General features: G+C 45.5%; 15 protein-coding genes. 12 read left to right on the forward strand and 3 right to left on the reverse strand.

Translation table 11 applies throughout. The features are described from left to right. Positions 1-8: 8 nt before the first annotated feature. From ABNK31_RS11270 to ABNK31_RS11320, 11 genes are all read left to right on the forward strand, one after another. Positions 9-1,622: a RagB/SusD family nutrient uptake outer membrane protein gene (locus tag ABNK31_RS11270; protein WP_418892617.1), complete on the forward strand. Its 1,614-nt coding sequence runs from the start codon at positions 9-11 to the stop codon at positions 1,620-1,622. A 35-nt stretch (positions 1,623-1,657) separates the two neighbouring features. Beyond that, positions 1,658-2,782, forward strand: a complete 1,125-nt coding sequence (locus ABNK31_RS11275) for a SusE domain-containing protein (RefSeq protein WP_418892618.1) — start codon at positions 1,658-1,660, stop codon at positions 2,780-2,782. 13 nt (positions 2,783-2,795) lie between these two features. Beyond that, positions 2,796-3,944: a SusE domain-containing protein gene (locus ABNK31_RS11280; protein ID WP_418892619.1), complete on the forward strand. Its 1,149-nt coding sequence runs from the start codon at positions 2,796-2,798 to the stop codon at positions 3,942-3,944. A 104-nt stretch (positions 3,945-4,048) separates the two neighbouring features. Next, positions 4,049-6,187 carry a GH92 family glycosyl hydrolase gene (locus ABNK31_RS11285; protein ID WP_418892620.1) on the forward strand — a complete coding sequence of 713 codons (2,139 nt, stop codon included), beginning with the start codon at positions 4,049-4,051 and terminating at the stop codon, positions 6,185-6,187. Between the two features lie 27 nt (positions 6,188-6,214). Continuing rightward, the gene (locus ABNK31_RS11290; RefSeq protein WP_418892621.1) at positions 6,215-7,339 is read left to right on the forward strand and encodes a glycoside hydrolase family 76 protein; all 1,125 of its coding nucleotides are present in this window, start codon (positions 6,215-6,217) and stop codon (positions 7,337-7,339) included. Between the two features lie 29 nt (positions 7,340-7,368). Continuing rightward, a complete protein-coding gene (locus tag ABNK31_RS11295; protein ID WP_418892622.1) occupies positions 7,369-8,583 on the forward strand; it encodes a glycoside hydrolase family 76 protein in 1,215 nt (404 codons plus the stop codon). A gap of 107 nt (positions 8,584-8,690) precedes the next feature. Further along, positions 8,691-10,139, forward strand: a complete 1,449-nt coding sequence (locus tag ABNK31_RS11300; RefSeq protein WP_418892623.1) for a glycoside hydrolase family 125 protein — start codon at positions 8,691-8,693, stop codon at positions 10,137-10,139. Between the two features lie 155 nt (positions 10,140-10,294). After that, a complete protein-coding gene (locus ABNK31_RS11305; RefSeq protein ID WP_418892624.1) occupies positions 10,295-12,580 on the forward strand; it encodes a GH92 family glycosyl hydrolase in 2,286 nt (761 codons plus the stop codon). A gap of 695 nt (positions 12,581-13,275) precedes the next feature. After that, entirely contained in the window at positions 13,276-14,028 is a 753-nt protein-coding gene (locus ABNK31_RS11310) for a DUF6261 family protein (RefSeq protein ID WP_418892625.1), read from the forward strand. Positions 14,029-14,185: 157 nt separating this feature from the next. Beyond that, on the forward strand, positions 14,186-14,401 hold the full coding sequence (locus tag ABNK31_RS11315) for a hypothetical protein (protein WP_418892626.1): 216 nt from the start codon (positions 14,186-14,188) through the stop codon (positions 14,399-14,401). A 4-nt stretch (positions 14,402-14,405) separates the two neighbouring features. After that, the gene (locus ABNK31_RS11320) at positions 14,406-14,822 is read left to right on the forward strand and encodes a type II toxin-antitoxin system VapC family toxin (RefSeq protein WP_418892627.1); all 417 of its coding nucleotides are present in this window, start codon (positions 14,406-14,408) and stop codon (positions 14,820-14,822) included. A 6-nt stretch (positions 14,823-14,828) separates the two neighbouring features. On the opposite strand, the gene ABNK31_RS11325 is transcribed toward ABNK31_RS11320, so the two are convergent. Next, positions 14,829-15,320 (reverse strand): septal ring lytic transglycosylase RlpA family protein, encoded by a 492-nt coding sequence (locus ABNK31_RS11325; protein WP_418892628.1) that lies wholly within the window; start codon positions 15,318-15,320, stop codon positions 14,829-14,831. A gap of 160 nt (positions 15,321-15,480) precedes the next feature. Between ABNK31_RS11325 and ABNK31_RS11330 the strand changes: the two genes are divergently transcribed. Continuing rightward, positions 15,481-15,993 carry a VOC family protein gene (locus ABNK31_RS11330; protein ID WP_418892629.1) on the forward strand — a complete coding sequence of 171 codons (513 nt, stop codon included), beginning with the start codon at positions 15,481-15,483 and terminating at the stop codon, positions 15,991-15,993. A gap of 85 nt (positions 15,994-16,078) precedes the next feature. On the opposite strand, the gene ABNK31_RS11335 is transcribed toward ABNK31_RS11330, so the two are convergent. Together ABNK31_RS11335 and ABNK31_RS11340 are read right to left on the reverse strand one after the other, a co-directional pair. Continuing rightward, complete coding sequence (locus ABNK31_RS11335) at positions 16,079-17,566, reverse strand: M56 family metallopeptidase (RefSeq protein WP_418892630.1); 1,488 nt, start codon at positions 17,564-17,566, stop codon at positions 16,079-16,081. 3 nt (positions 17,567-17,569) lie between these two features. Next, positions 17,570-17,941 carry a BlaI/MecI/CopY family transcriptional regulator gene (locus tag ABNK31_RS11340; protein ID WP_418892631.1) on the reverse strand — a complete coding sequence of 124 codons (372 nt, stop codon included), beginning with the start codon at positions 17,939-17,941 and terminating at the stop codon, positions 17,570-17,572. Between the last annotated feature and the right edge of the window lie 148 nt (positions 17,942-18,089).

An 18,089-nucleotide genomic window follows, 5' to 3' on the forward strand; every position in this document is an offset into this window, starting at 1 on the left:
ACAACATTATGAGAAAAAAATATTCAATTATTATAGGTATATGTATGGTCCTTGCCCTATTTATTTCGTGCAACGACCTGGATTTAGCTCCTACAAATAAATTTACCGACCCTACTTATTGGACATCCACAGAGAAAGCATCCGCAGTATTAAATAAAGCATACCAACAGATGTTTGGAGCCAATTACTTTTTTGCAAATGAAAAACTTTCGGACAATCTTTATGAAGGACGGGGTAGTTCGGATGAAAAGACCATTACTTCCGGACAAGCCGATGCAGCGTTGGGACGTTTTGCGAATGAATGGAAAGATAGTTACGAAGGAATTAAAACATGCCACATCTTTCTGGAAAATGTAGACAGAGTGCCCGCCATGGATGAAACATTGAAGGAAAGGATGAAAGCGGAGGCTCGTTTTATCCGTGCTTTTCTGTTCAACCGGTTGGCCTCTCATTACGGCGATATACCTTTGTTTGACCGAAGCTTGACGTTACAGGAGGCAAATAATGTAGAGCGTACGCCAAAATCGGAGGTGCTAAAATTTGTACGGGACGAACTGAATGCTATCGTTTCTATTCTCCCCACAAAACAGGAATATAAGGAAAAAGACCAGGGTAGAATTACTCAAGGAGCGGTTATGACCTTGTTGGCTCGTACGTATCTATACGAAAACGATTGGACAAACGTGGCTTCCATTTGCGAAAAAATTATAAATGGCGAATTTGGAAAATATGAATTATTCCCCAGCTATGAAGGGCTCTTTCTCCCGGAAAACGAATATAACAACGAAGTTATCCTTGACCTCGGTTATACATTGGAATTAAGGACATGGTCGGAATACTACGATGCCATTCCTCTCACTGAGGGGGGCCGTATCAACGGTTTTGCTCCTACTCAGGAATTGGTAGACGACTATGTAATGAAGAACGGAAAAACCATTAATGAAGAAGGATCGGGATATAATGAAAATGCTCCCTATGCCAACAGAGATCCTCGTTTCGACGCCACTATCGTGTATCATGGATACAAATGGAGAAAAGAGAACGGTTCGGTTTCGACCATTTACATCAGGCCGGGATCTGCGGAAGAAGCCGGAGAAACAGATAAGAGGGACGAATATGCCGGTCCGGGACAGAATGCCACGCCGACAGGATATTATCTCCGAAAATATTACGACCCGACTGCGCCGGAAGGAATGGCTGCCGGACTCAATTTGATATTGATGCGATATGCGGATGTATTATTAATGTATGCTGAAGCGAAAAATGAACTGGGACAAATGAACGAGACGATTTGGAACCAAACGATTCGACCGATACGTGAACGCGCCGGGTTTACCGATGCTTCTGCACTCAACTTCCCGGCTTCGAAGCTACAGGAAATTATTCGCCGCGAACGCCGTTCGGAATTAGCGATAGAAGGCTTAAGATTGTTCGACATCCGCCGCTGGAAACTGATCGAAACCGTACTGAACATTCGTCCCCGGGGAGATCGCTTCGGAGCAAATAACACGCACATCCTTCTTGATCAAAGGAAGTTCAACAAAGATCGCGATTATTTATTCGCTATTCCCCAATCACAACGGGATATCGATAAAAACCTTACCCAAAATCCGGGATATTAATGAAAGTAACAGTTTTGAGTTTAAACAAAGAGTATATGAAAACAATAATAGTAAAAATAGTACTGTTCGCCTCTCTGTTTTTTGCTTTTGCAGCATGCAGCAACGACGGCGAAGTACGCGAGACGGACGTAACAGCCGTAAAAAAGCTCTATGAACCGAACGATGGAAGGGCCATTATCCTAAAAGCCTCCGACAATGCTTCGGTGTACTTCGAATGGGAGCCGGCCAGAGCCGAAGATAACGGAGGGGTATTGTATGAAGTAGCCTTCGACAAACAGGACGGAGATTTTTCAAATCCGGTTTATCTGTTGGCTTCGGATGATAACGGCGCTGCCACCTCTGCGACAATAAAGCATAAAGATTTGAACAGGATAGCCGCTTTGGCCGGCATTGAATCAGCTCAACAGGGAACACTAAAATGGACGGTTTATTCTTCGAAATCGTATAAAGCGGTAAAAGCGGAGGAGGAACGGACATTGATACTCACCCGTTTGGCCGGATTCGCCGAGATTCCTGAACAGCTATATATTACCGGTGATGCAACAGAAGCCGGCGAAAATTTGGCGGAAGCCCTTATCATGAAGAAAACGGATAAGGGAATATTCGAAATCTATACGAAACTGACGGAAGGGAAAACATTTAAGTTTGTCAGCAGCACGAACGGAACGCCCGAAGAATATTCCGTTGACGGAGAAAAAATCGTATTAGGAGGAACAAATACCGTTGCAAAAACCGGCATTTATAAATATTATCTGGATTTCAATATAGGCGCTTTCACCATGAAGGAAGTAACGAAAGTAAGTTTGTTCCTGAACTGGTCTCAAAAGAAAATAGAATTACCCTATAAAGGATTGGGGTTATGGGAAGTGACGAACCAGAACATTACCGGACTTTCGGGAAATGACAATTCCGACGATCGATATAAATTCAGAATGGAGAGCTCCGCCGGTGAAACCGAATGGAGAGCGATAAGAAACGATAGCAAACCAACAGGTGATGCATCGTATTATTATATGGTCGAGAAAAACAATGTGGAGCAATGGACGGATAATGAAGTATGGAAGACGCCTTCAACCACCGGATGGAGCGATAAAACATACGATATCACTTTCTCGTTAAATGCTCAGAGTGAATATACCCATAACTTAGTTATCAAATAATAAAAGAAAGAGTATGAAAACAATCGTAAATAAACTGATCTTTTTAGCTTCTTTCATCCTTATCGCCACGGCATGTAACGATTCCATGGGGAAGCTCGACCATCGCCTGTCGGAGGTTAAAACGCTCATTGAGCCGGTTGAAGGGAAATCCATAGAATTATCTCCTTCCGCCAATGCAGAACTCTATTTTGAATGGGAACGAACCAATGCGGCAGAAAGCGGCGCAGTAGTCTATCAGATAGCTTTCGACAAAAAGGACGGAGATTTTTCAGATCCCGTTTATGTGACTTCTTCCGATAATAACGGATTCCAGAATCATGCGACCATTTCCCATAAATTAATGAACAAAATTGCCGGGAAAATAGGTATTAATCCTTCCGAATCAGGCACTTTTAAATGGACGGCCTTTTCTTTGAAAGGAACAAACGCTCTAAAAGCGGCGCAAGAACATTCCATTACGGTTACCCGGTTGGCCGGATTCGACGAAATACCGGACGATGTCTATTTAACGGGCGAAGGATCGGAAGCGGGAGATGACCTTTCGAAGGCATTAATAATGAAAGGCGTCTCATCGGGAAAATTTGAAATATATACTCAATTGACCGCTGGAAAACCGTACTTCTTCACGAATGCAAATTCGGGAACTCCTCTTCAATATTATACGGATAGCAAAGGAGTATTGAAGTTAGACGGTACGAGTACCGTTACAAAAACAGGTGTTTATAAAATCGAATTGGATTTCACGATCAGTTCTGCCGTCTATAACGAAATAACCGGAGTAGGATTGTTCTTCAGTCCTGAAAACAAAGTTATCTTCCCGCTGAATTATATCGGAAAAGGTGTCTGGAAGGCATCCTCTCAACCCGTTACTTTCAAACAGGAGGGTTGGGGACGTGATGAACGTTACAAATTCGTGACGACAAGAATCAACTCGAACGGCGAAGAATTTATCCAGATGATCGGTACATTAAACGACACCGACAGCCGCCCGAGCGCTGCAAGTCCCGAATCGTACTATTACGTAAAAGAAACCCCGACAAATCAATGGGATCAAAAATGGAAATTTGCCGGAGAAATGGACTTGGCTCTAGTCGATGTAACATTGTATATGCAGGCAGATAAACCGTATACCCATGAAATAAAAAAAGTGGGCAGCCAATAAAACGGTTAATAATTAAAACTATCTGAAAAGGTTGCCTGAAAATGAAATTTACATCCATTTAATTCATTCAGGCAACCTTTTAAATGTAAAATAAAGTATATTTTATGAAACGGAATATTATTCTAATTCTATCAATACTGTTTTTTTGTAATCATCTGCCCGGACAACAACCACGGACTCATTACGTCAATCCTTTTTTAGGCACGGCGACTCTTTGGGACGCGAACGATTTGGGCTACACCCCTACCCGTCGTACATGGGGGGCAGAAGTATTTCCCGGCGCCTCTTTACCGAATGCCATGGTGCAGGTAAGTCCCGTCACATTATTCGGAAGCGGATCGGGATACCAATACGAAGACTCCGTCATTTATGCGTTTACGCATACCAACAAAGGCCACTGGAACTTATGCCATGTGCCTTTATTGCCGGTGACGGGAAAGGTGTCTCCCGACAACTACCAATCTCCTTACACGCATAGTAACGAATCGGCACATCCGGGTTACTATCAAGTTTTTTTAGAACGATACGGAATAAATGTCGAATTAACGTCTACCCTTCGGTGCGCTTATCACAAATATACCTACAAGAAGGGGGATCACATTCAACTATTGGCCGATTTATCCAAATCGAATGAACGGGTAAGGGATTGGCACATCGAAAAAACAGGGAAAAATGTTTTTACCGGATTTCAGGAAACGGGAGAAAAAATTTATTTTTATGCCGTTTCCAATTATGGTATCTCGACGGTTCAATCATTGGGCAAAGACAAAAACATCGTCTCTTTAGTCGACTTTGTTCAAGACAACGCGGCTCGACCGTTGGAGCTAAAGATCGGTTTTTCTTTTGTGAGTATTGAAAATGCAAAAGAAAATCTTTCTAAAGAAATAGCCGGAAAAAGTTTCGCTCAAATACAAACGGAAGCTCAGGAAACATGGGAAGCGTTATTGTCGAAAATCGACGTATCGGGAGGGAGTGAAGAGCAGTACGAAACATTCTATTCCTCCTTGTACCGGTCATTTTTATGGCCAGCACTTCGAAGCGATGGAAACGGTGAATATGTTGATGTAAACGGCAAAGTAGCAAACAACGGATTCCGTTATTATACCAATCCTTCGTTTTGGGACGATTATCGGAATAAGCTGATATTATTGGGAATACTATCTCCCGATGTGGCAGCGGACGTAATCAACTCCATCACCGATAAAGGAGAGAAAAAAGGATTCATGCCCACCTTTTTCCATGGCGACCATGCCTCCGTTTTTGTGGCCGGAACGTATTTAAGAGGCATCCGGGGGTTCGATATCGAACGAGCTTACCGGCTGATTCTGAAAAATGCGACGATTGAAGGCGCCGAAGGACGGCCTTATTTGAATGAATATATCCGCAAAGGATATATCTCGGAGATGGATATTCCTCATCCCAAACTCGAGACCGTGGCCAAAGCGGCGGTTACCAAAACACAAGAGTATGCGTATGATGACTATGCCGTGGCATTGGTGGCTAAAGCGCTGAAAGATGAAAAGAATCACGCCTCGTTAATGGAACGGAGCAAGAATTACAAAAACTTGTTCGATCCTGCCACCGGGCATATGCGTCCTCGACTCGAGAACGGAGAATGGATTAAAAACTTCGATCCGCAAGTGCCGTATTATGAATATATGTACCGGGAAGCGAATGGCTGGCAATCGACCTTCTTCGCGCCCCACGATCCGGAGGGTCTGATCGGTTTATATCCCGACAAAAAAGCTTTTGAGGACAAGCTCGACTCGCTGTTCTCCATTCCGTGGAGAGGCTACGAAGCGCATAATCTGTCGGTTTTCATCGGTCAATATTGCCATGGCAACCAACCCGACCATAATTTTCCTTACTTATATTATTTTGTAGGCAAGCAAGAAAAGTCACAAGCCATCCTCGACCATATTATGAATCATTTTTACCGGATGGGGAAAGAAGGATTGTCATTGGCCGGCATGGACGATGCGGGAGAAATGTCATCGTGGTATGTACTGAACGCCATCGGGCTATATACTTTTTCGCCCGCCGACCCGGAATATATTGTTTCTGTTCCGCTGTTTAAGAAGACCACCCTTTGGCTCGGAGATGATGACAACTGTACGATCACAAAACAAAATTCCGGCACCAAAATAACCTCTATTATTTCCGGAGGAAAAAAAATAGACGGATATTTTATTACACATAATGAATTGAAAAATAACAAGGACTTAATCATTCTAACAGAATAACCAACGCGTAAAACTTATTATTACAATATGAAAAGAATAGTATACTTTGCTCTTATAGGATTGCTTTTTGCAGCATGTAGTGAGAAAGACGAACCCACCCCCAACGGAGAAGACCCGTATCAAGTAAGTTGGGCGGCCGCGGCAGATAGTAGCAGCAAATCATTGGTAAATAATTTTTGGAATACTTCCGGCAACTATTTCAATAACAAAAGCGCACAAGACCTGTCATTCGGTTATTGGCCGCAAGCACACGGACTGGATGTATTGGTAGACGCTTATAACCGGACAGGCGATTCGTTTTATAAAAATTATTTCGATAGATGGTATGAGGGCGTCCGTCAAAAGAACGGAAACACTTTCGATAATCATTTCTACGACGATATGGAATGGATCGGCCTTGCGATGCTCCGCACGTACGATGCCACACAAGACACGAAATTTAAGGAGGCGGCATTGCAGATATGGGAATATATCAAGACCGGTTGGAGTGAAGAAACGGGAGGCGGCATTTATTGGAACAAAGAAAGGAAAAGCAAAAATGCCTGTTCCAATGGGCCTGCCTGCATCTTTGCCGCGCGCCTCTATCAACGGTTTAAAAATGAAGAAGACAAAGAGTGGGCTCTTAAAATTTACAATTGGGAAAAATCCGTCTTGTTTAATGCCAATAACGGTGCGGTATTCGATAATATAGAAATCGCCACCGGCAATACTAACAGAGACTGGATATTTACCTATAATCAAGGCACCTTCATCGGTTCTGCCGTAGAATTATACAAAATATTCAATGAAAAAGCTTATCTGAACGACGCTGTGTTGGCAGCAGATCATACGACAGGTAGCCTGGTTGACAATTCGATTTTGAAAAGCGAAGGAACCGGCGACGGGGGACTTTTTAAAGGTATTTTCATCCGTTATTTTACAGAACTGATCCAACAAGACCGGTTGGACGCAACGGCAAAAAGACGGTATATCCAATTTATAAAACATAATGCCGAAACATTGTGGAAAGAGGGTACCACAAAACCCACCGTTTTATTCGGCCCGAATTGGAGGCAAAAGCCCGGTTCTACTACGGGATTAAGCGAACAGTTAAGTGGTAGCATGCTTGTAGAAGCGATGGCCTTGCTCGAGAGCAAAGAACTTCTGCCTTAAAATTGAATGTAACAGAGAAATAAAAAATCATGTTAATAATGCAACCAACCATCCAAAGAACGTTTTACTTATTTTTTATTCTTTCCTTTATCCATTGTGGTTCGCCGCGCGAAAAAAAGGTGTCGGAAACTGTTCATCAGCAGCCGGGCGTTGTTGCCGACTCGATATTGGATAGGATACTGGAGTTGTATGCCGTTCCGCATCATGGTTTGCTGACGGAAACCTATCCGGTAAACCCGAATCATCAGGTAGATTACCTGGCCGACGGATCGGCTCAAAAGCAAAAGCAGGAGGTGTCGTTTTTGTGGCCGTATTCGGGCGTGATATCCGGGGTGGTGTCGTTGTATAAGGAGACAAAGGACTCAACGTATTTGTCACTGCTCGAAGGACGGTTGCTCCCGGGGCTGGATAAGTATTTCGACGCGTCGCGGCAACCGGCGGCTTATCAATCGTATCCGGTTTTCGCGGGACATAGCGACCGTTTCTACGACGACAACGTGTGGCTGGCGTTGGATTTCTGCTCGCTCTATGAATCGACGGGCAATACAACGTATCTCGATAAAGCATTGCTTTTATACGAGTTCATCTACAGCGGATGGGACGATAAACTCGGCGGCGGCATCTATTGGTGCGAACAAAAGAAGGAAAGCAAAAATACCTGTTCGAACGCTCCCAGCGCGGTGCTTTGCGCCCGCTTATTTACGATTACCGGCGACAGCGTGTATTTGCATCGAGCCATCGACACCTACCAATGGACAAAGCAACACCTGCTCGATCCCTCGGATCACGTGTATTGGGATAATATTAGTTTGACCGATGACATCAGCAAACACAAATATACCTACAACAGCGGACAAATGATCGAGGCGGGGGTTTTGCTGTACCGGGCAACCCGAGACACAACCTTCCTCCGCGATGCGCAGCAAACGGCTGAAGGTTCTTTCAAACATTTCGCAAGCAACAGGCCGACAACCGACGGCGAACAATTATTTTATCCGTCGTCGCCATGGTTCAACACCATCCTGTTCAGGGGACTGAAAGCATTGTATGCGGAAGATGGAAATGAAGCGTACGTTTCGCTGATGCGCGATAATGCCTATTACGCCCTGAATCATAGCCGGGACGAAAACGGATTATTCGGCAACTCGTGGAACAAGCCTTCCGATAACCGCTTCAAATGGTTATTGGACAATGCGTGCATGATAGAACTTTTTTCGGAGTTCTCCTCGCTCAATCAAAAATAAGTATCGATTTTTTTTTATCTTTGCAGCAACGACTATCAATAAGCATGCGAGAGTCGCCACCCGAAGCGCGGCTCTTGTTTATGACTAAAATTCAATATTAAAACAACATGACAACTCGAAGAGATTTTCTTAAGAAAGGCGGTATAGGACTTGCCGCATTAGCAGTACAACCCTCGATGGTTTTTTCCTCCACCGGCGCCATCCGGCAAAACGGAGGATTCGTATCGAAGCGTCCGGCAGCCAAAAGCCGTCATTTCACCTCACAATCCGTCGAAAAAGCCATTCAACGCGTATCCTCCAAAATAAAAGATCCGAAATTGAAATGGATGTTCGGGAACTGTTTTCCGAACACCTTGGACACCACCGTCAACTATTCCGTTAAAAACGGGAAGCCCGACACCTTCGTGATTACCGGCGACATCGAAGCCATGTGGCTGCGCGACTCCTCGGCCCAGGTATGGCCTTACGTTCCTTTGACAAAAGACGATGCGCCGTTGAAACGATTGATTGCCGGCGTCATCCGCCGTCAAACCCAATGCATTCTCATCGACCCGTATGCCAACGCTTTCTATGCCGATGGAAAGGCCGGAGGCGGCGAATGGATGTCCGACAAGACCGATATGAAACCGGAACTTCACGAACGCAAGTGGGAAATCGACTCGCTCTGCTACCCTATCCGGCTGGCTTATCATTACTGGAAAACCACCGGCGACACGTCGGTATTCGATGCGGACTGGAAACGAGCGATGGCCCTCGTGGTGAAAACGTTTAAAGAACAACAACGCAAAGACGGATTAGGTCCCTACAGCTTCCTGCGCGTGACCGACCGGGCATTGGACACCGTTCCCAACGACGGATACGGACACCCGGTGAATCCGGTGGGATTGATCGTCTCGACCTTCCGCCCTTCGGATGATGCCAGCACATTCGGATTCCTGGTTCCTTCGAACCTTTTCGCCGTAACCTCCCTCAGGGAAGTGGCCGAACTATCGGAAAAGGTGACGCAAGATAAGAGTTTCTCCCTGGTTTGTACCGCTTTGGCCGACGAAGTGCAACAGGCCATCGAAACGTATGCCATCACCACGCATCCCAAATACGGACGGGTATATGCTTTCGAGGTCGACGGTTTCGGTAACACGTATTTCATGGACGACGCCAACGTGCCGAGCCTGCTGGCCCTTCCTTATCTGGGAGCGGTCGATAAAAACGACGAGGTCTATCAAAACACGCGCCGGTTGGTGTTGAGCGAGGACAATCCGTACTTCTTCAAAGGAACTGCCGGCGAAGGTATCGGCGGCCCGCATATCGGCTATGACATGATTTGGCCGATGAGCATTATCATGCGCGCCATGACAAGCAGCGACGACAAGGAAATCGCTCATTGCCTGCAAATGCTCCGCGACACCGACGGCGATACGGGCTTTATGCACGAATCGTTCCACAAGGACAATCCCAAAAAGTTCACCCGTACCTGGTTTGCTTGGGTGAATACGCTTTTCGGTGAATTGATTCTGAAACTCGATAACGAAAACAAATTGCATTTGCTACCTGCATAAGACATTAGCAAATTAGCAGATTAACAGATTAGCAGATTAGTAAATTAGCAGATTAGTAAATTAGCAGATTAGCAAATTAGCAGATTAGCAAATTAAGTCAAAGGTCTAAAGACTGGAGACCGGCGACATTAGACTTTTAGACATTAGACAATAAAATGAAACTGACAAAAACTTTCTTTTTACTCTGGATTGCAGCCGCTACCTCCGCTATGGCACAAACCTCCCACGAACCGGTGGACTATGTGAGCATATTGGTAGGGACTCAATCGAAATTCGAGCTATCGACGGGTAATACTTATCCGGCAATAGCCGTTCCGTGGGGAATGAACTTCTGGACTCCTCAAACCGGAAATATGGGCGACGGATGGCAATACCGCTATGATGCCGATAAGATAAAAGGATTTAAACAAACGCATCAACCTAGTCCTTGGATGAACGATTACGGACAGTTTTCCATCATGCCCATGACCGGCAAGATGGAGTTCGATCAGGAAAAACGGGCCAGTTGGTTTTCGCACAAGGCCGAGGTCGCACGCCCTTATTACTACAGCGTGTATCTGGCCGACTATGACGTGACCACCGAGATTACGCCCACGGAACGTGCGGCTATCTTCCGGTTCACCTTTCCCGAAACCGAGCAGGCCATCGTTCTGGTCGATGCGTTCGATAGAGGTTCGGCGGTGGAAATCATCCCGCAAAAAAATGCCGTTATCGGTTACACGACGCGCAACAGCGGAGGGGTGCCCGAAAACTTCAAAAACTATTTCGTTATGGTATTCGATAAACCTTTCGCCGAAAACCATGCGGTAAAAAACGGAAAAACGGAGGTCAACGCTCTTAAAGCCGAAGACAAGCATGCCGGGGCATTCGTTTCGTTCCGCACCGGCCGGGGCGAACAGATAACCGCGCGCGTCGCTTCGTCGTTTATCAGTTACGAACAGGCATGGCAGAATCTCAAAGAGGTCGAAAACAAAGATTTCGAAACGGTGAGAACAGCCGGCCGCGCCGCTTGGAACGAAGTGCTGGGTAAGATTGAGGTGGAAGGCGCCACGCTCGACGAAAAACGCACGTTCTATTCCACGCTCTATCGTTCGACCCTCTTCCCGAGGAAGCTTTACGAGATAAACGCCAAAGGGGAGGTCGTGCATTACAGTCCCTATAACGGCCAGGTATTGCCCGGCTACATGTATACCGACACGGGATTCTGGGACACGTTCCGCGCACTGTTCCCGCTATTGAATCTGGTCTATCCGTCCATCAATGTAGAAATACAGGAAGGACTGGCGAATGCTTACAAAGAGAGCGGCTTCCTTCCCGAATGGGCCAGCCCGGGACACCGCGGCATCATGGTCGGCAACAATTCGGCCTCGGTCGTCGCCGACGCTTATCTGAAAGGGTTACGCGGATACGATATCGAAACATTATACGAAGCCGTACTGCACGGCACGAAAAACGTGCATCCCAAGGTTTCGGCTACCGGACGCCTCGGACACGAATATTACAATACGCTCGGCTATGTGCCTTACGACGTGAAGATCAACGAAAACGCCGCGCGTACCCTCGAATATGCCTACGACGACTGGACGATTTACAGACTTGCCAAAGCGTTGAACCGCCCGAAGGAAGAAATAGATCTCTTCGCCAAACGTTCGCAGAATTACCGCAACCTATATTCGCCCGAGCACAAACTGATGCGCGGCCGCAACAAAGACGGCTCGTTCCAATCGCCTTTCAGCCCTACCAAATGGGGCGACGCCTTTACCGAAGGCAATAGCTGGCACTACACCTGGTCGGTGTTTCACGACCCGCAAGGGCTCATCGACCTGATGGGCGGCAAGCGCGAGTTTGTACACATGCTGGATTCGGTGTTTCTTATGCCTCCGGTTTTCGATGACAGTTATTACGGCGGCGTGATTCATGAAATACGCGAAATGCAAATCATGAACATGGGGCAATATGCACACGGCAACCAGCCCGTACAGCACATGATTTACCTGTACAATTACGCAGGCGAGCCCTGGAAGGCGCAGTATTGGTTGCGCGAGGTGATGCACAAGCTCTACTCGCCGAATCCCGACGGCTATTGCGGCGATGAGGACAACGGCCAGACCTCGGCTTGGTATGTATTCTCGGCGCTGGGTTTCTATCCGGTATGCCCGGGCAGCAACGAGTATGTAATCGGATCGCCGCTGTTCAACAAAATGACAGTGCATCTCGAAAACGGCAATAAAATTGAAATCAATGCCGGCAATAACGACTTTTCACGCCGCTATATTTCCGATTTGAAGCTGAACGGAAAATCGTATTCGAAGAACTTCTTTACCCACGAAGACTTAACCAAGGGGGCAAAGATCGATATCCGCATGTCGGAATCGCCGAATAAAAACAGAGGCACTCAAAAAGCCGATTTCCCCTATTCGTTCTCAAACGAGAACCGCTAAAGGGAAAAATGACAGCTTCTTCCGGGCGAGGACATCCGTGCAAATGGATGTCCTCGCTTGCTTTTATAAGCGGGAACGATAAAACTTTGTTAAAAAAACAGCATCTTCCCAAAATAACGCATTTTTCCTCTTGTTTTTATTGGAAATATCAAAAAGACCCGCTATATTTGCTATGTTTTTGTTGAAAATCAACAGAAGAAACGCAAGTAAGCAGATGTTTCTTCCGGCAAAGCTTCAGGTAGAGCGAAAAAGTTCATTTGCATACCGGATGAGCCTCAGATGAAGTGAGAAGATGAATTTTTGTTTCAGATGAGCCTCGGATGATATCAAAAGCTTAAGTTTTATTACAGATGAGGCTCAGCCAACGCGAAAAGCTTAATTTTTATTACAGACGAGCCTCAGACGAGGTAAAAAGTTTCCGGATCACATCAGCCGAGCCTCAGCCGACATAAAAATTAAAAATATCACGCCTGACAATCCTCCATCCTATCTTAAAAACTACTTTTTTAAACCTGCCGGGCCTCAGCCGGTAAACATCGTTTTACTTCCAAGACCAGACGAGCCTCAGCTCTCTACACAATGATTCCATTATGCTCATCCGAGACTCATCCGCGCCTGAATCGAAAGGGAAAAATTCTCCTTAACGATAAGGATATAATCATAAAAAGGATGTATCATTTTAAAATTAATCAGACATGAATGAACTTGAAAGTGTAAGACAGAGTGCTCTCCAAAACATGGAGTTTGTCACAATGGAACGTGAAACAGTGGTTGATATCGAAGCCACTGCCGTGGAAATACTCACCGCCGATGCTCCCCTGAAAAAGTATGTGGTGGATGTCAAAAACGGTATTGATCCGCTCGAAGCGGCAACAAAAAACCCGAGGAAAGACCCCAAAAACAAGATTATCAACGAAAAAGATGAACGCCGGGATAAAGCCATCAGCCGTTTCGGAAGGCGGCTCTATTATTTCGAACTCTCGGAAGATCCCGACGAGCGTGCGGCATTCGAAACTCTCGAACCGCTGTGGATTCAACATCGCGACATCTTGTCGATGAATAAGAAAAACCAAACCGGGTCGACCGACAATTTTATAAACGACCTCAAGAAAGAACCGTTCGCTTCGGCTGTCACCACCTTGACCATGTCGCCGGAACAGAATGCTATCGAAGAAACGAACAATGACTTCCGCGCCTCCGAAAGCGACAAACGTTCGGTCAAGACCACCCATGAGAATGTCAAAGCCAAAGATTTGCGCAAAACACTTGAATCGGCGAACAACAACCTTTGCGAATATGTGTATGTCATGGCCAAAGCATATCCCGACAATGCACAGTGGAACAAACTGCTCACCGTTATCAATGTAATCCGCAAACGTTATTCCGAGTTGCTTGTCCATCGCCAAGCTCACAGTAAAAAGAAACCGGATAAAACGGACGATAAATAAGTATTTTCACCGGGAGGGCTCCGAGTTAAACGGGCCTTCCCGTTAATGCGACCACAGAATATTGATTCTTAGAAACTGTTTGGAATTTTCCGAATGATCTGATTTTGTTTATTCTTTATTTTATATCTTTGTCTGAACAATATAGGAGAAAATCAGTATGGCTATTAAAAAGAAAACAACGGAAAAGGCAATTTCCTTTCCAAAAAAAACAGCCCCGAAAGGAAGCTTTAAAACCGGTGCCGATGTCATCCGGGAACTGGAAGAACAAGGCATCAAACTGGGACAGGGGCCGAAATCGAAATTAGAATTGTTTTGGGAATCGATACCTGATGGAGCGATTGAAATTGTAGATATGGACGCGATCCTGCAATAATCTTATGCAGTATTACTTAGACACAAATATTTTAGTCTTTTTTCTGTCAAAGCAATTTGACGAAATAGACCGCAATGTACAGGCCATTCTTAGAGATTATGCGTCTATTTTGCATGCGAGCAATATTGCTGTACAGGAACTACTTCTTTTGTACCGTATCGGGAAGTTCAAATCTAAATTTTATAAATCCGAAATTGATTTGATAAATGGCATAAAGAAAGCGAATATACGCATTGTCTATTTTAATGAATATCACCTCGACGCCTATGCATCGTTGCAAATAGAAGACGGGCATAAGGATATGAACGACCATGCCATTATCGCACAAGCCATCTCGGACAGGATACCGCTCATCTCTTCCGATCACGAGTTTGGGTACTATACCGGACAGGGATTGGATTTTATATTCAACCAACGATAAATGTCCTTAACGATTCTCCGTCGCCGGTCGCTGCTCTGCGGCAATCGAAGGAATAGTATGCAATCGCAAATCCGCATAAATTTCGTCCGTCGATTTCGTGCGAATGAACCATTCGTCTTTATCAAACAGCCAGGTAACGGGAAGCACCGGCTTGAAGCGCCACGGTTTAAGTTCGACCGTAGCCACACCTTGCCCCACGATATCGAGTTCTTTGGCGGCAGCAAACGATAAATCGATGATCCGACTCCGATGTATCGGCCCGCGATCGGTCACTTTCACCACAACGGTTTTCTTATTCCTCGGATTTGTCACCTCGAGCAATGTCCCGAAAGGCAATGTGCGGTGTGCGCAAGTGAGGCTGTCTTTGTGGTAGGGCTCTCCGCTCGACGTCCGTCTTCCGTGAAAACGGGAAGCATAAAATGACGCCTTGCCCGAATCTTGTGCAAGGATTGCCAACGTACAAATAAGCGCAATAATGAAAGAATAAAATCGTTTCATAGTCCTTGTATATGACTTTACGAATTGCAAATTAACACATTTTCCCCGACAAAAACAAACCGATGGGCCTTAAAATGCAGAATAGACAATGAAGAACGAATGATATTTGAAGTGTAAATAACCAAAATAATTGATTATTTTTGCGGAAAACAAGTAAGTTATGAACGATGAAACTATAAAGCAAGAGGCCGATCCGTATCGTATTCCTCCGGCAACAAGAATCGGACACATTCATCTGAAAGTTTCCGATTTAAAACGGTCTCTTGAATTTTACTGCAATCTATTGGGGTTTGAACTCACCATGAGGTATGGTGCCGATGCGGCATTTATCTCGGCCGGAGGTTACCATCATCATATAGGATTGAATACGTGGGAGAGTAAGAATGCGCCTCCTGCGTCTCCTCATTCCGTGGGCCTGTACCACATGGCCATCCTCTACCCTACCCGTCGTGACCTTGCCGTTGCGGCAGACCGGCTTTTAAAAGCAGACTATCCGTTAACGGGAGCGTCCGATCATGGCGTGTCGGAGGCGATTTATCTGGATGACCCCGATGGAAACGGTGTGGAACTTTATTGGGACCGCCCCCGCGACCAATGGCCTAAAAAACCGGACGGATCTCTCGACATGTATACCCGCCGGCTCGATTTTCAAGGCTTGTTGAGCTTACTCTGATTTCATCCGAGGTGTGAGTATCCCGTTTAAATAGAATCGGGGGCATCGCCTTACGCAACGCCCCCGATAAAAAACTGCGACCCGATTATTTTTTCTTCGAAGTGATAATGATAACGCCGTTCTTGCCTTTATCCCCGAACTCTTTTGTGGCCTGAGGCACCTTCCAAACAGAGACCGATTCGATAGCATTCGCATCCAACGCATCCATTTCTTCGGCGCTTATCGTCTTTCCGTCCAGAATAACCAACGGACGTTTTTCAACCGGAATATTCTCCAACGACGGATTATCGGCGGACTGCCCCGTCACCACAAATTTATCCGGTGAATACTGTATCGTCGTCTTTAATTTGCCTTCCGGTTGCCCGGCTTCCTCTTTCGACGTCACTTTTTCCTTCGTCGTGTTATCCGTGCCCGCTTGTTTTTTAGAGGTTATGAGAACTACTCCGTTCTTCCCTTCTTCTCCATATTGTTCGACGGCGTATTGATTTTTCAATACCGATATCGACTCGATATCCTCGGGATTGATCGAAGAAATGTCTTTCACTTTTTCCCCATCCACGATATAAAGAGGATTATCAAGGGGACTCTTTTTATCTCTGGCAAGCAGGTGAATAGACGTAGGCATATCACCATAACCGATAACCTTAACACTATCGTCCGGCAGGTTTTTGTTTTTTTCCACTACCGGTTGCGCCTGTAACGAAGGCACGGAAAGAATCACGGCCGATAAAGCCAGCACAGGAACTCCTATGGCATACAGCCATTTCTTTTTGTTGTTTGATTTGTTTTTCATCATCATGTAAATACGTTTGTGCAAACCGCGCCGTTGAAAATTATTTGCCAGAGCAAATGTTTGTTCTCCCACGCTTTTGCGGATTAATAATAATTGATATTGTTTTGCATCGATGCCTTGAGTAAGTACCTGTTCGTCGGCCTGAAATTCATGTACGGCTTGGACCTCCCTTCGGAGCAACCATGAAAAAGGATTGAACCAAAACAGGCAAGTGAACAAGTCGGCCAAGAGTACGTCAGCCGAATGCCGCAGACGAACATGGGCTTCTTCGTGATAAATAACCGCTTGATGATCCGGCTGCCGGTCGTTGCGTGAAATCACCACATAGTTCATCCAACTGAAAGGTGAAACAGTTTGTTCGGTAATACACAATTGCGTTTTTCCTGCAAGCGAATGTTTCTCCGACCGCCGGATAATACGCATCAGGGCATAAAAGCCGATCAGAAACCGCATCACCGTCCATGCGCATCCGGCAACAAAAACAACCATGAATGCCGGAACCCAGGGAATGGCGGCCAACGGCTGAGCTGCTTTATTCTTTTGAAAGTCGATAGGGATTTGCTCCGTATCGAAACCATTCCTTTTCAATGTTTGCTCTTCCGAAACGGGCAAAAATCCGTAATCGAACAAGGGCAGGACACAGATCAGGAACATGATGATGAGTAACATCACCCGGTTTAATCGATAGAAGGTGTTCCGGCTTAAAAACAGTTTGTAAAAGCCATAGAACAGAGCCAGCAGGACGGAGGCACGCAACAAATAATACAAAAAGGCTTCCATCGGTCATGATTTTTTAGTGTCGGACTCTCCCACTTCATCGAGAAGTTTGCGCACTTCCTCTACCGAAAGCGCCTCTTCCTTAATCAGGGACGAAACAACACTCAAGTAGGAGTTATCGAAATATTTTTTCACGACCTGCCTCAGTGTTTGGTTTTTATAATCGGTTTCTCCGACGAGGGAAAAATACCGGTACGTGGCGCCGAACGATTCGTGAGAGAGAAACCCCTTCTCTTCCAACGCCCGCACATAGGTCGATAACGTATTAAAATGGGGTTTCGGTTCGGGATGCATCTGTACGAGTTGCCGGACAAACAAAGGTCCGTTATCCCAAAAATAGCGCATGATTTCTTCTTCTTTTGCCGTTAAATCTTTCATATAAATTTTCATTTTATGATTCACACGACAAAGGTAACTATTATTTTTAGTTTAGCAACTATATAATATAGTTTTTCAACGATTCGTTTTAGTTAAAAATAAAAAAGACAAAAAATAAGATTATCAAGACGCCAAGAATACGATCACA

This window comes from Limibacterium fermenti (assembly GCF_041902845.1).
Taxonomy (GTDB): domain Bacteria; phylum Bacteroidota; class Bacteroidia; order Bacteroidales; family Dysgonomonadaceae; genus Limibacterium; species Limibacterium fermenti.

What these genes read in the sequence shown, in the direction of transcription:
- ABNK31_RS11305 (WP_418892624.1), top strand. Translation starts at nt 10,295, where the DNA reads ATGAAACTGACAAAAACTTTCTTTTTACTCTGGATTGCAGCCGCTACC.
- ABNK31_RS11270 (WP_418892617.1), top strand. Translation starts at nt 9, where the DNA reads ATGAGAAAAAAATATTCAATTATTATAGGTATATGTATGGTCCTTGCC.
- ABNK31_RS11335 (WP_418892630.1), bottom strand. Translation starts at nt 17,566, where the DNA reads ATGGAAGCCTTTTTGTATTATTTGTTGCGTGCCTCCGTCCTGCTGGCT.
- ABNK31_RS11325 (WP_418892628.1), bottom strand. Translation starts at nt 15,320, where the DNA reads ATGAAACGATTTTATTCTTTCATTATTGCGCTTATTTGTACGTTGGCA.
- ABNK31_RS11300 (WP_418892623.1), top strand. Translation starts at nt 8,691, where the DNA reads ATGACAACTCGAAGAGATTTTCTTAAGAAAGGCGGTATAGGACTTGCC.
- ABNK31_RS11340 (WP_418892631.1), bottom strand. Translation starts at nt 17,941, where the DNA reads ATGAAAGATTTAACGGCAAAAGAAGAAGAAATCATGCGCTATTTTTGG.
- ABNK31_RS11310 (WP_418892625.1), top strand. Translation starts at nt 13,276, where the DNA reads ATGAATGAACTTGAAAGTGTAAGACAGAGTGCTCTCCAAAACATGGAG.
- ABNK31_RS11285 (WP_418892620.1), top strand. Translation starts at nt 4,049, where the DNA reads ATGAAACGGAATATTATTCTAATTCTATCAATACTGTTTTTTTGTAAT.
- ABNK31_RS11295 (WP_418892622.1), top strand. Translation starts at nt 7,369, where the DNA reads ATGTTAATAATGCAACCAACCATCCAAAGAACGTTTTACTTATTTTTT.
- ABNK31_RS11280 (WP_418892619.1), top strand. Translation starts at nt 2,796, where the DNA reads ATGAAAACAATCGTAAATAAACTGATCTTTTTAGCTTCTTTCATCCTT.
- ABNK31_RS11290 (WP_418892621.1), top strand. Translation starts at nt 6,215, where the DNA reads ATGAAAAGAATAGTATACTTTGCTCTTATAGGATTGCTTTTTGCAGCA.
- ABNK31_RS11330 (WP_418892629.1), top strand. Translation starts at nt 15,481, where the DNA reads ATGAACGATGAAACTATAAAGCAAGAGGCCGATCCGTATCGTATTCCT.
- ABNK31_RS11275 (WP_418892618.1), top strand. Translation starts at nt 1,658, where the DNA reads ATGAAAACAATAATAGTAAAAATAGTACTGTTCGCCTCTCTGTTTTTT.
- ABNK31_RS11320 (WP_418892627.1), top strand. Translation starts at nt 14,406, where the DNA reads ATGCAGTATTACTTAGACACAAATATTTTAGTCTTTTTTCTGTCAAAG.
- ABNK31_RS11315 (WP_418892626.1), top strand. Translation starts at nt 14,186, where the DNA reads ATGGCTATTAAAAAGAAAACAACGGAAAAGGCAATTTCCTTTCCAAAA.